The organism is Chitinibacter sp. ZOR0017 (genome assembly GCF_000799095.1).
In the GTDB taxonomy this organism is placed as follows: Bacteria; Pseudomonadota; Gammaproteobacteria; order Burkholderiales; family Chitinibacteraceae; genus Chitinibacter; species Chitinibacter tainanensis.
Genome location: NZ_JTLG01000010.1, coordinates 1 through 12,854 on the forward strand (window position 1 = coordinate 1; position 12,854 = coordinate 12,854).

The window sequence follows — 12,854 nt, forward strand, 5'->3', positions numbered from 1 at the left end:
GCAACAAAGTCAAAAAATAGCTGTAATTGCGCTTTTGTTGATAATGATCCCATTTGTTTTTACACAGCCTCGCCGAATTGCAGACAAAAAGAAGCCGTTCAATTCACCAGCGCGACCACACTATTCGTAACCTTGTGCGACCGATATCCCAGCGCGCTTTGATCTCCATCCTCAGCTTAAAACTGACACTGCATTCGGATAAAACGAATAGACACGTAAGCCATGCGAATTTATGCTCGAAACATGTAATGCGCGCTTTGGTTGCAAATTGGCTTTTTGCCTCGCAATCAAAGTGCGCTCACAGCCCCAAGTGCAAGTTCAATAACAGGATCAAGCCATGGCTAAATATCAGTTTTTCCAACGTGGCAGCGGCCACAGCAAAGAAGTGCGGTATTTATCGACTGAACGCCGCGATTTTCTAGCGGCCAAGGAAGCGCTGTTGGTGGCTGGTTTTGAGGTGCATGGCGATATGATTTATGCCGCTGACGACGCGAGCGCGATTGCTCATTTCAATAGCGGCATGGTTTATCCGCTAGAGGAATACAACAAAGCCCACAGCATGGGTGGTTTGTATTATTTCCTTACCGGCATTGCGAGCAGCATTCGCCAGTATTGGGCGCGCCGGGCCAGCTGATTGAGTACCAAACCGCAAATACCCGCCCGTGGTATCAACCCAAATACCAATATTTGCTTAGCGATCAAGTAAATACCCACAAAAAAGCCACCCGAAGGTGGCTTTTTTTAGATCAATTCAACGCTTGAATCAGATCATGCCTTTTGATTTCAGCAATTCAAACATGGTTTTGCCGATTTCAGCTGGGCTGCGGGTGTAGGCGATGCCAGCGCGCTCGAAGGCTTTGAATTTCTCTTCGGCAGTACCTTTACCGCCAGAGATGATCGCGCCAGCGTGGCCCATACGTTTGCCTTTCGGCGCAGTAACACCGGCGATGTAACCAACAACTGGCTTGGTTACGTAAGATTTAGCAAATTCTGCCGCTTCTTCTTCCGCAGTACCGCCGATCTCACCGATCATCACGATTGCATCGGTATCAGGATCGTCCTGGAACAGTTTCAGGGCGTCGATGTGGCTAGTACCTGGAATTGGGTCGCCACCGATACCGATACACGTTGATTGGCCCAGACCCAGAGCGGTGGTTTGTGCTACCGCTTCGTAAGTCAGTGTACCAGAGCGAGACACGATACCAATGCGGCCTGGGTTGTGGATGTGCCACGGCATAATACCGATTTTGCACTCGCCCGGGGTGATGATACCTGGGCAGTTCGGGCCGATCAGACGCACGCCGGCTTCATCCACGGCTTTTTTCACGTACAGCATGTCGATGGTTGGCACGCCTTCGGTGATACATACGATCAGTTGCACGCCCGCATCAACGGCTTCCAGAATCGAGTCTTTAGCGAAAGCTGCAGGTACGTAGATGACAGAGGCATCGGCCTGAGTCTGCGCTACGGCGTCGCGCATGGTGTTAAATACTGGCAGGCCGAGGTGCTCTGAGCCGCCTTTACCTGGGGTAACACCACCCACTACTTTGGTGCCTACTTTCAGCGCTTGCTCAGCGTGGAAAGTACCATTCTTGCCGGTGAAACCTTGCACCAGCACTTTGGTGTCTTTATTTACTAAAACGCTCATTTTTTTTCCCTTTGTGCTGAGATTACAAAGCCGCAACTGCAGCGACGATTTTCTCGGCTGCGTCGTTCAGACCTTGGGCAGAAGTCAGTTTCAGACCTGATTCGTCGAGGATTTTCGCGCCCAATTCGGCGTTATTACCTTCCAGACGAACCACTACAGGTACAGTGACGTTCACTTCTTTCACGGCCGCGATAATCGCTTCAGCAATCATGTCGCAACGCACGATACCACCGAAGATGTTGATCAGTACGCCTTGTACTGAGGTATCGGCCAGGATCAGTTTGAAGGCTTCAATGACGCGCTCTTTGGTTGCGCCGCCACCAACGTCCAGGAAGTTGGCAGGTTGGCCGCCTTTCAGTTTGATGATGTCCATGGTGGCCATCGCCAGACCGGCGCCATTCACCATACAACCGATATTGCCTTCCAGTGCCACGTAGTTCAGATCGAACTCAGAAGCTTTCACTTCGCGCTCGTTTTCTTGCGATTTGTCGCGTTGCGCCAGCAGCGCTGGGTGACGGTACAGGGCGTTTGAGTCGAGGTTGATTTTGCCATCCACACAAGCCAGCTCGCCGTTTTCACGCAGGGCCAGTGGGTTTACTTCGAACAGGGCGAAGTCGTTGGCCACGAAAGCATCGTAAGCGCCCAGCATCAGTTTGGTGAACGCGCCGATTTGCGCGCCTTCCAGGCCCAGCGCAAAAGCGGTTTCACGCGCTTGGTATGGCTGCATGCCAACCAGCGGATCTACTTCAACCTTGATGATTTTTTCTGGGGTTTCTTCAGCCACTTTCTCGATCTCAACACCACCTTCGGTTGAGGCCATGAATACGATGCGCTGAGTACCACGATCGACTACCGCGCCCAGATACAGCTCGCGTTGTACTGGGTACATGTCTTCACACACCAGTACGCTGTTGACCGGCTGGCCGTTGGCATCAGTCTGGTAAGTGACCAAGTTGGTGCCGATCAGGCGGGTAGCTTCAGCCGCTGCTTCTTCACGGCTTTTTACTACTTTTACGCCACCGGCTTTACCACGGCCACCCGCGTGCACTTGCGCTTTCACCACGGCGAATTTACCGCCCAGCGTATCGTAGGCAGCCGCGGCTTCTTCAGCAGTGTGCGCCAGAATCCCTTTCTGGACTGGCAGACCATATTTCGCCAGCAGTTCCTTGGCTTGATACTCGTGCAGATTCATCTCAATTTATCCTTTGTGAGGAGTGTGTTTGGGGCAGCTCACGCTGCCGTTTCGTACTACGTAGGCCAGACAGTGTCCGCCTGGCCCATTACAATCGGGTTAACTCAGGGTTAAACCCTTTGGATTCGCTTGGCTTAAGAGTGCAGACCGCGCTTGTCGCAACCGAGCGCCGCTTCGTGCATGGCTTCGGCCAGTGACGGATGCGCGTGCACGATGCGAGCAATGTCTTCGGCCGAGGCGTTAAATTCCATTGCCACCACGGCTTCAGTAATCAGCTCAGACGCAAATGGGCCGATGATATGCACGCCCAGAATGCGGTCGGTTTTGGCGCACGCCAGCATTTTTACAAAACCGGCGGTCTCACCCAAGCCCAGCGCACGGCCGTTCGGGCTGAATGGGAATTGGCCTTTTTTGTATTCAACGCCTTCGGCTTTCAGCGCTTGCTCGGTTTTACCCACCCAGGCCATTTCTGGGCTGGTGTAGATCACCCAAGGCACGGTATTGAAATCGATATGTGGGTGCTGACCCGCAATACGCTCCGCCACGGCCACGCCCTCTTCCGAGGCTTTGTGCGCCAGCATCGGGCCACGGACAACGTCACCAATCGCCCACAGATTAGGCAGGCTGGTGCGGCATTCGCCATCTACCACCACGAAACCACGCTCATCCAGCGGCAGGCCAACGCTGTCTGCGGCCAGATTCCAGGTGTTCGGTACGCGGCCGATTGAGACGATCAGCTTGTCGAAGGTTTCGGTAAACGCATTGCCATCGGCGTCGCTGTATTCCACGGTGACGTCGTTTGCGCCCTTGGTCACATTGCCGATTTTCAGGCTGGTTTTGATCACCAGACCGAGGTCTTTGGTGAAGATTTTGTGTGCTTCTTTGGCGATGGCTTCGTCAGCGGCCAACAAGAAACCAGGCGCGCCTTCCAGAATGGTGACTTCCGAGCCCAGGCGTTTCCACACCGAGCCCATTTCCAGACCAATCACACCCGCGCCAATGACGCCCAGACGTTTTGGTACGGCTGGAATCGACAGCGCGCCTTCGTTATCCAGCACCAGTACGTTATCGACTGGGGCTTGTGGCAGCTGGCGTGGAGTTGAACCGGTAGCCAGAATCACGTGCGTGGCTTCTACCACTTGCACTTGCTCGCCATCAGCCACTTCCAGTTGCCATTTGTCGCCATTGCGGCCCACGATCTTGCCGTGGCCATGCAGGCTGGTCACTTTGTTCTTTTTGAACAAATAACCAATCCCTTGGGTCAGCTTGCTCACAATGCCGTTTTTACGCTCGAGCATGGTGCCCACATCAAATTTCATGCCTTCCACGGTAATGCCGTGGGCGGCGAATTTGTGCTCAACACGCTCAACATTTTCTGAAGATTCGAGCAGGGCTTTCGATGGAATACAACCCACGTTCAGGCAAGTGCCGCCGAGTGACGCTTTGCCTTCCTTGTTTTTGAATTCGTCGATACACGCGGTAGTAAAACCCAGCTGTGCCGCACGAATCGCCGCCACATAGCCGCCAGGGCCTGCGCCGATTACGATGACGTCAAATGATTGTGACATGTTTTTTCCTGTGTGCCCGGCTGGACAACCAGCCGGGGTATCTCATTACAAGCAAACAGGTATATAGCCTACAGAGCTATACCCCTAGCAATAGGCTTACAGATCCAGCAACAGGCGCGCTGGATCTTCGATCGCATCTTTGATCGCCACCAGGCTCAGTACGGCTTCGCGACCGTCGATGATCCGGTGATCGTAAGATTGCGCCAGATACATGATTGGACGAGCCACAACTTGACCGTTTTCTACCACCGCGCGCTCTTTGGTCGCGTGCATGCCCAGAATGGCCGATTGCGGTGGGTTGATGATCGGCGTAGACATCATCGAGCCAAAAGTACCGCCATTCGAGATGGTGTAAGTACCGCCAGTCAGCTCTTCGACGCCCAGCTTGCCTTCTTGGGCGCGTTTGCCAAAGTCAGCAATGGTTTTCTCGATGTCAGCCAAAGACAATTGATCAGCGTTACGGATGATCGGTACCACCAAACCACGAGGGCTACCTACCGCTACACCGATATCGAAGTAACCGTGGTAAACGATGTCGTTGCCATCGACTGAGGCATTCACGATCGGGTATTTTTTCAGCGCAGCAACGGCGGCTTTCACAAAGAAGCCCATAAAGCCCAGTTTCACACCGTGCTCTTTTTCGAACTTGTCTTTGTATTTATTACGCAGATCCATCAGCGGCTTCATGTTGACTTCGTTGAAGGTCGTCAGGATGGCATTGGTTTGTTGTGATTGCAGCAGACGCTCGGCCACGCGTGCACGCAGACGGCTCATTGGCACGCGCTGCTCTGGGCGCTCGCCAGCTGGTACGGCCACGGCAGGCGCAGCGGGCTTAGCCAGGTGGTTTTGTACGTCTTCTTTCAGTACGCGACCACCGCGGCCAGTACCGGCCACGTCGTTGACGTTCACGCCCGCATCAGCGGCGAGTTTTTTCGCAGCAGGCATAGCGCTGCTGCCGGCTACTGCGGCAGCAGGCGCTGCAGCAGCCGCGGCAACAGGGGCTGCGGCCGGTGCGGCAGCTGCTGGCGCCGCTGCGGCGACAGCGGCGGTATCAATCTTGGCAATCACTTGCAGGCTGCCAACAGTAGCGCCATCTTGCGCCACGATTTCGGTCAGTACGCCTGCTTGCGGTGCAGGGATTTCGAGCACGACTTTGTCGGTTTCGATGTCGATCAGGTTTTCATCGCGGGCAACCGCTTCACCGACTTTCTTTTTCCAAGAAATCAGGGTGGCTTCGGATACGGATTCTGGCAGCTGAGGTACAACGACTTCGATTACGCTCATTGGATTTACTCCGGTCAATTTTTTAATACTGCTGGTTTGCCCCCCGCTGGAGCGGCAAACGCCAAAAACGCGGCCACCCTTGCGGGTGCCGCGTGCTGGATTACAAGGTCATGGCCTCTTCGACGAAGGCTTTGAGCTGGGCATTGTGCTTACTCATATAGCCAACCGCCGGTGAAGCTGAAGAAGGTCGGCCGGCGAAGCTCAGCGCTTGCTTAGGTGCCAGCACCGCTTCGAGGCGGTGGCGAATCTGGTACCAGGCGCCCTGATTTTTCGGCTCTTCCTGTACCCACATGATTTCCTTGGCATTCGAGTATTTGGCCAATTCGGCTTGCAACTCTTCGGCTGGGAATGGGTACAGCTGCTCGATCCGCACAATCGCGATGTCTTTGATATCGCGCTCGGTGCGGCCGGCCAGCAGGTCGTAATACACCTGACCAGAGCAGCAAATCACGCGTTTCACTTTCTTCGCATCGATGTCTTGCGCCTCGCCAATCACGGGGCGGAATTCGCCGCTGGTGAAGTGCTCGATCGGACTAGAAGCGTTTTTCGCTTTCAGCAGACGCTTACTCATGATGATGATCAGCGGCTTGCGATATGGGCGCAGCATTTGGCGGCGCAGGGCATGGAACATCTGCGCTGATTCAGACAGCATCACCACTTGCACATTGTGCTCGGCACACAGCTGCAGATAACGCTCGACGCGCGCAGACGAGTGCTCTGGGCCTTGGCCATCGTAGCCGTGTGGCAACATCATGGTCAGGCCACACAGACGGCCCCATTTGGTTTCACCCGAGGTAATGAACTGATCAATCACCACCTGTGCGCCGTTGGCGAAATCACCAAACTGCGCTTCCCAGATGGTCAGCTCATCGGGCGCTGAACACGCGTAGCCGTATTCAAAAGCCAATACCGCTTCTTCATTCAGGATCGAATCGATCGCCAGGAAGTGGCCTTGGTTATCCGACAGGTGTTGCAATGGCACGAAAGTACCTTGATCCCACTTCTCGCGGTTTTGATCGTGCAACACGGCGTGACGGTGGTTAAACGTACCGCGGCCTGAGTCTTCACCAGAAATACGTACACCGATGCCTTCGGTCAGCAGGGTGGAATACGCCAGATGCTCGGCCATACCCCAATCCACCGGCAGCTCGCCTTTGGCCATCTGCACGCGCTCTTTGATGATTTTCTCAACGTTGGCACGCAGCTTAAAGCCATTTGGAATGCTGGTAAATTTCTCGGTCAGGCGCACCAGATCCGCTTGTGGTACCGAAGTATTCACCGGATGACGCCAGTGCGTACCCAGGTATTTAGTCCAGTCTTGCGCGTATGAGCGTTTGTAGTCGGTGAGCGTGGTTTGCTCAACGTGCTCGCCACGGTCCAGCGCATCGCGATAGGCCTGAATCATGCCTTCGGCTTCAGCTTGCGTCACCACACCTTGGGCGATCAGCTGATCGGCGTACACTTTGCGCGGGCCTGGGTGGGCCGCCACTTTTTTGTACATCATCGGCTGGGTGACAAACGGATCATCCGCTTCGTTGTGGCCGTGTTTGCGGTAGCAAACCAGGTCGATAACCACGTCTTTGTGGAATTTCTGGCGATATTGCAGCGCCGCTTCCATACACAGACATACTGATTCAGGATCATCACCGTTCACGTGCAGAATCGGTGCTTCTACCATCTTGGCGATGTCGGTGCTGTACAAACTAGAGCGGTTATCGCGGATATCCGAGGTAGTGAAGCCCACTTGGTTATTGATCACCAGATGCACCGTACCGCCGGTACCGTAACCACGGGTTTGCGACAGATTGAACGTGCCTTGGTTAGTACCCAGACCGATAAAGGCTGAATCACCGTGGATCAACAGTGGCAATACTTGATCGCCGGTCAGGTCTTTACGGCGATGCTGACGCGCGCGCACCGAGCCTTCAACTACCGGATTCACGATTTCCAGATGCGATGGGTTGAAAGCCAAAGTCAGGTGCAGTGGGCCACCTGGGGTAGGAATATCCGAGCTGAAACCCATATGGTATTTCACGTCGCCGGAAGCCAGCTGAGTGTTGTAGCGGCCTTCAAACTCGCCGAACAGATCGCGTGGCTGTTTGCCCAGGATATTCACCAGCATGTTCAGACGGCCACGGTGAGCCATCCCGATCACGATTTCCTGCACGCCGGCGGCGCCAGCAGCTTGAGCAAGGTAATCAACCGCAGGAATCATGCTATCGCCGCCTTCCAGCGAGAAGCGTTTTTGACCTACGTATTTTTTGTGCAGATACTGTTCCAGCGTTTCAGCCGCAGTCACTTGCTTCAGAATGCGCTTTTTCTGCTCAACATTAAAACTTGGCTGCGAGCGACGCGATTCGAAAAACTCTTGTACCCATTTGCGCTCATCACCGTTGGTGATGTGCATGTATTCCAGACCCACGGTACCGCAGTAGGTTTGCTGCAGAAAGCCCAGCACTTCCGTCGGCGTAGCGCGCTCAAGACCATTGATATTGGTACCCAGCTTGATCGCCATATCGCTGTCTGTCAGGCCATGGGTTTTCGGGTCGAGCTCGGGGACTGCGACTTTATCCATCCGCTGCAGCGGATCGAGTTTCGCCTGACGGCTACCCATAATGCGGTAGGCTGAAATCAAGCGCAGCAGGTTCACTTGGCGCTCGGTTGCGGCTTCATCAGCCACACCGACCGCGCGCAGTGGTTGACGGGCCAGCTGGCGGAACGATTCTTCGATCGGGGCCCGCACGACGTCGCGCGCCACCGCGCCCGGAGTTTGTTGCAGCTGGTCAAAATAGCCGCGCCATTGCGCATCGACCGACGATGGGTCGATCAGATATTGTTCGTACAGTTCTTCGACGAACGGCGCATTCCCACCAAACAGCTGGGAGTTGGTTGAAAGTTCTTTCATCATTGCCGTGTATTTCCGTTGTGTGCTGCTGGCGCAGGTTGTCTTCCCTGCTTCGCCATTAGCCGGTCATTGCCGCGGCGCCGCCATCCTGTCGGCGCCGCAACGCGCAATTAGCCGCGTTTATCCAAAGGTACGTAGTCGCGTTTCTCAGCACCGGTGTATTGCTGGCGCGGACGACCAATCTTCATGCCTGGATCGGAAATCATTTCGTTCCAGTGGCTGATCCAGCCCACGGTACGTGCCAGCGCGAAGATCACGGTGAACATCGGTACTGGGATGCCCAAGGCAGATTGCACGATCCCTGAGTAGAAGTCGACGTTTGGATACAGCTTACGCTCGATGAAGTACGGATCTTCCAGCGCGATTTTTTCCAGCTCCATCGCCAGTTTGAACTTCGGATCGTCTTGCAGACCGAGTTCGTTCAATACTTCGTGACAGATGCGGCGCATTACATTGGCGCGTGGGTCCATGTTTTTGTAAACCCGGTGACCAAAGCCCATCAGTTTGTGGGTTTTCGCTTTCACGCCTTCCATAAAGGCCGGTACGTTTTCAACCGCGCCGATTTCGTCCAGCATCAGCAGTACAGCTTCATGGGCGCCACCGTGCGATGGACCCCACAGACAAGCGATACCGGCAGCGATACACGCAAATGGGTTGGCGCCAGAAGAGCCAGCCAGACGCACGGTTGAGGTCGAAGCATTTTGCTCGTGGTCAGCGTGCAGCGTGAAGATCACATCCAGTGCGCGCACCAGAACTGGGTTTGGTTCGTATTTTTCGCACGGAGTGGAGAACATCATGTGCATGAAGTTCGCGGTGTAGCTCAGATCGTTACGTGGGTAAACGAATGGCAGACCTTGATTGTAGCGATAGCACATTGCCGCAATCGTTGGGATCTTAGAGATCAGACGGAACATCGCCACTTTGCGGTGTTCTGGGTTGCTGATATCCAGGCTGTCTTGATAGAACGCTGACAGCGCACCCACCACACCCACCATCATGGCCATTGGGTGCGAATCACGACGGAAGCCTTTGAAGAAGGCCGTCAGTTGCTCGTGCACCATGGTGTGGCTCATCACGGTTTTTTCAAACTCGGCTTTTTGCGCTTGGTTTGGCAGCTCACCGTTGATCAGCAGGTAACATACTTCCAGGTAATCAGCTTCTTCAGCCAATTGTTCGATTGGATAACCGCGATAGTACAACTGACCTTTGTCGCCATCGATGAAAGTGATTTTCGATTCGCAGCTGGCGGTCGCCAGGAAACCGGGGTCAAACGTGAACATACCGGTTTTGGAGAAGCTGCGGATGTCGACCACATCCGGGCCCAGCGTTGAATTGAGAACCGGGAACTCCAGTGTGTCCTGGCCATCGTTGTAAGTCAGTGTGACTTTCTTATCCATCGTGTTGCTCCTGTAAAACGGCTCGGCGATGCCGAGGTCCATTATTGTTGTGCCGCACTAATGCGCGCGATCATCGTGGCAAGCTCCGGGTCCGGGCAGACCGACTTACCATTCACATACTCTAGAAAATCCCAGTCTGGCAGCATCAGAACTTGTTCGTAAACGGCCAGCTCGGCGGTGGTCAAGGTTGGCAGAACCTGTTCAACAAATCGTTCGAGCTGGAGATCCAGCTCGAGCAAACCGCGGCGGGAGCGCCACAGAATGCGCTTGAGTTCTACTTCATCCATTTCTCACCCCAGGCGGGTATATCCCTGCAAGCTCAACTGACCTTGGCCCGCAGGGCTATACCCCTTACATCAACTAATGCGTTTGACCATCAGGTCTTTGATCTTGCCGATCGCTTTGGTTGGATTGAGCTCTTTCGGGCACACATCCACACAGTTCATGATGCTGTGGCAACGGAACAGGCGATACGGGTCTTCCAGATCATCCAGACGCTCGCTGGTTGCTTCATCGCGGGTATCGGCAATAAAGCGATACGCCGCCAGCAGACCGGCTGGGCCGACGAATTTATCCGGGTTCCACCAGAATGACGGGCAAGACGTCGAACAGCAAGCGCACAGAATACACTCATACAAGCCATCGAGCTCTTTACGATCTTCCTGGCTTTGCAGGCGTTCACGATCTGGCGCCGGGCTGTTGTTGATCACATACGGCTTGATCGAGTGGTATTGCTTGAAGAACTGCGTCATGTCGACGATCAGATCGCGCACCACCGGCAGGCCTGGCAATGGACGCACTTCAATCGGCTGTTTCAGGCTGGCCAGATCGGTAATACAGGCCAGGCCATTTTTGCCGTTGATGTTCATCGCATCCGAGCCACACACGCCCTCACGGCATGAACGGCGGAATGACAGTGATTCGTCCACCACTTTGAGTTTCACCAATGCATCGAGCAGTTTGCGCTCGGTACTTGGATCAACTTCGACACTGATGTCTTGCATGTACGGCTTAGCGTCTTTATCCGGATCGTAGCGGTAAATGCGGAATTTAACGGTTTGGGTAGTCATCTTCAGCAACCTCTTAGTACGAACGGGTCTTCAGCGCGATCGTCTCGACGCTCAGCGGTTTCAGATTTACGGGCTTGTAGGTCAGACGATTGCCTTCGCGATGCCACAGGGTGTGTTTCAACCAGTTCTGGTCATCACGGCCGTTCGGGTTTTCTGCGGTATCTGCCGCATCATCACGCACGTGGGCGCCACGTGATTCTTTGCGCGCCTCGGCAGAGATCATGGTGGCTTTGGCCACTTCGATCAGGTTTTCGAGTTCCAGTGCTTCCAGGCGGGCCGTGTTGAAGGTTTTCGATTTGTCGGCGATCACGGTGTTTTTCACCATCGCTTCCACTTCGAGGATTTTCTTCACACCTTCTTGCAGCATGTCATTGAAGCGGAACACGCCACAGTGCGCTTGCATCGTGCGCTGCATCGCAGTGCGGGCTTCATTGACATTGGCACCCTGAGTCTGGTTATCCAGACGAGCTACGCGCGCTACCGAGCGCTCAACGTCGTTCATCACCAGCTCAGGCAGATCTTTTGGCTGACCTTTGATGAAGTCGATCATGCTGTTGCCGGATGATTTACCAAACACCAGCAAGTCGAGCAGCGAGTTGGTACCCAAGCGATTCGCGCCGTGAACTGATGCACATGCACATTCGCCGGCGGCGTAGAAGCCTTTTACCACCTGATCTTCCACCACGACTTCGCCGCGGTAGTTGGTCGGAATACCGCCCATCTGGTAGTGACAGGTTGGCACCACTGGAATTGGCGCTTTGATTGGATCAACACCGGCAAACTTGATCGAAATCTCGCGGATGCCTGGCAGTTTTGACATGATCACTTCTGGATCGAGGTGAGTAATGTCGAGCAGAACGTGATCTTTGTTCGGACCACAGCCACGGCCTTCGTTGATCTCGGTTACCATCGCACGCGAAACCACGTCGCGTGAAGCCAGGTCTTTGGCGTTTGGCGCATAGCGCTCCATAAAGCGCTCGCCATTAGCATTGCGCAAGATACCGCCTTCACCGCGAACGCCTTCGGTAATCAACACGCCAGCACCGGCTACGCCGGTGGGGTGGAATTGCCAGAACTCCATGTCTTCCAGCGGAATACCGGCCCGCGCTGCCATACCCAAGCCATCACCGGTATTGATAAAGGCATTGGTCGATGAAGCAAAGATCCGGCCCGCACCGCCAGTCGCAAACAGCGTGGCTTTGGCTTGGAAAATCACGATTTCCGAGGTTTCCATTTCCATGGCCACCACGCCTTGCACATTGCCTTCGCTATCGCGAATCAGGTCCAGCGCCATCCACTCCACAAAGAATTGGGTATTGGCGCGTACATTGCGTTGGTACAAAGCGTGCAACATGGCGTGACCAGTCCGGTCTGCGGCCGCACAGGCGCGACGCACCGGCTTTTCACCGAAGTTGCTCATATGGCCACCAAACGGACGCTGGTAAATTGTACCGTCCGAGTTGCGATCGAATGGCATCCCGAAATGCTCAAGCTCGATCACCACATTTGGCGCTTCGCGGCACATAAATTCGATCGCGTCTTGGTCACCCAGCCAGTCCGACCCTTTGACGGTGTCGTACATATGCCAGTGCCAGTGATCTGGCTCAGAATTACCCAGCGATGCCGAAACACCACCCTGCGCAGCAACAGTGTGCGAACGGGTTGGGAATACTTTCGACAGTACGGCGGTTTTCATACCCGCCTCAGAGAGCTGCAATGCGGCGCGCAGACCAGCACCGCCCGCGCCAACAATAATGGCGTCAAACTTGCGAACAGGAATGCTGCTCATC

10 protein-coding genes are annotated in these 12,854 nt (G+C 54.6%); 1 reads left to right on the forward strand and 9 read right to left on the reverse strand.

Annotated elements, in window-relative coordinates:
* The first annotated feature begins 337 nt into the window (after positions 1-337).
* Positions 338-634 carry a hypothetical protein gene (locus L991_RS02925; RefSeq protein ID WP_047392073.1) on the forward strand — a complete coding sequence of 99 codons (297 nt, stop codon included), beginning with the start codon at positions 338-340 and terminating at the stop codon, positions 632-634.
* A gap of 129 nt (positions 635-763) precedes the next feature.
* Here L991_RS02925 and sucD read toward each other — a convergent pair whose 3' ends face one another.
* The 9 genes from sucD to sdhA all read right to left on the reverse strand — a co-directional run bounded on the left by sucD (position 764) and on the right by sdhA (position 12,853).
* Entirely contained in the window at positions 764-1,648 is an 885-nt protein-coding gene (gene sucD, locus L991_RS02930; RefSeq protein ID WP_028450882.1) for a succinate--CoA ligase subunit alpha, read from the reverse strand.
* A 22-nt stretch (positions 1,649-1,670) separates the two neighbouring features.
* Entirely contained in the window at positions 1,671-2,840 is a 1,170-nt protein-coding gene (gene sucC / locus L991_RS02935) for an ADP-forming succinate--CoA ligase subunit beta (protein WP_028450883.1), read from the reverse strand.
* Positions 2,841-2,974: 134 nt separating this feature from the next.
* Positions 2,975-4,408, reverse strand: coding sequence for a dihydrolipoyl dehydrogenase (gene lpdA, locus L991_RS02940; RefSeq protein WP_028450884.1), 1,434 nt, complete (start codon positions 4,406-4,408; stop codon positions 2,975-2,977).
* Positions 4,409-4,504: 96 nt separating this feature from the next.
* Entirely contained in the window at positions 4,505-5,692 is a 1,188-nt protein-coding gene (gene odhB / locus L991_RS02945) for a 2-oxoglutarate dehydrogenase complex dihydrolipoyllysine-residue succinyltransferase (protein WP_047392076.1), read from the reverse strand.
* 100 nt (positions 5,693-5,792) lie between these two features.
* Positions 5,793-8,600, reverse strand: a complete 2,808-nt coding sequence (locus L991_RS02950) for a 2-oxoglutarate dehydrogenase E1 component (RefSeq protein ID WP_047392078.1) — start codon at positions 8,598-8,600, stop codon at positions 5,793-5,795.
* Between the two features lie 107 nt (positions 8,601-8,707).
* Positions 8,708-9,994: a citrate synthase gene (gltA, locus tag L991_RS02955; RefSeq protein ID WP_047392080.1), complete on the reverse strand. Its 1,287-nt coding sequence runs from the start codon at positions 9,992-9,994 to the stop codon at positions 8,708-8,710.
* A 41-nt stretch (positions 9,995-10,035) separates the two neighbouring features.
* On the reverse strand, positions 10,036-10,281 hold the full coding sequence (locus L991_RS02960; RefSeq protein ID WP_047392083.1) for a succinate dehydrogenase assembly factor 2: 246 nt from the start codon (positions 10,279-10,281) through the stop codon (positions 10,036-10,038).
* A 69-nt stretch (positions 10,282-10,350) separates the two neighbouring features.
* Positions 10,351-11,064, reverse strand: a complete 714-nt coding sequence (locus L991_RS02965; protein ID WP_028450889.1) for a succinate dehydrogenase iron-sulfur subunit — start codon at positions 11,062-11,064, stop codon at positions 10,351-10,353.
* A 13-nt stretch (positions 11,065-11,077) separates the two neighbouring features.
* Complete coding sequence (gene sdhA, locus L991_RS02970; protein WP_197053782.1) at positions 11,078-12,853, reverse strand: succinate dehydrogenase flavoprotein subunit; 1,776 nt, start codon at positions 12,851-12,853, stop codon at positions 11,078-11,080.
* Between the last annotated feature and the right edge of the window lies 1 nt (position 12,854).

What these genes read in the sequence shown, in the direction of transcription:
- L991_RS02965 (WP_028450889.1), bottom strand. Translation starts at nt 11,064, where the DNA reads ATGACTACCCAAACCGTTAAATTCCGCATTTACCGCTACGATCCGGAT.
- odhB (WP_047392076.1), bottom strand. Translation starts at nt 5,692, where the DNA reads ATGAGCGTAATCGAAGTCGTTGTACCTCAGCTGCCAGAATCCGTATCC.
- L991_RS02950 (WP_047392078.1), bottom strand. Translation starts at nt 8,600, where the DNA reads ATGATGAAAGAACTTTCAACCAACTCCCAGCTGTTTGGTGGGAATGCG.
- gltA (WP_047392080.1), bottom strand. Translation starts at nt 9,994, where the DNA reads ATGGATAAGAAAGTCACACTGACTTACAACGATGGCCAGGACACACTG.
- lpdA (WP_028450884.1), bottom strand. Translation starts at nt 4,408, where the DNA reads ATGTCACAATCATTTGACGTCATCGTAATCGGCGCAGGCCCTGGCGGC.
- sucC (WP_028450883.1), bottom strand. Translation starts at nt 2,840, where the DNA reads ATGAATCTGCACGAGTATCAAGCCAAGGAACTGCTGGCGAAATATGGT.
- L991_RS02925 (WP_047392073.1), top strand. Translation starts at nt 338, where the DNA reads ATGGCTAAATATCAGTTTTTCCAACGTGGCAGCGGCCACAGCAAAGAA.
- sucD (WP_028450882.1), bottom strand. Translation starts at nt 1,648, where the DNA reads ATGAGCGTTTTAGTAAATAAAGACACCAAAGTGCTGGTGCAAGGTTTC.
- L991_RS02960 (WP_047392083.1), bottom strand. Translation starts at nt 10,281, where the DNA reads ATGGATGAAGTAGAACTCAAGCGCATTCTGTGGCGCTCCCGCCGCGGT.
- sdhA (WP_197053782.1), bottom strand. Translation starts at nt 12,853, where the DNA reads ATGAGCAGCATTCCTGTTCGCAAGTTTGACGCCATTATTGTTGGCGCG.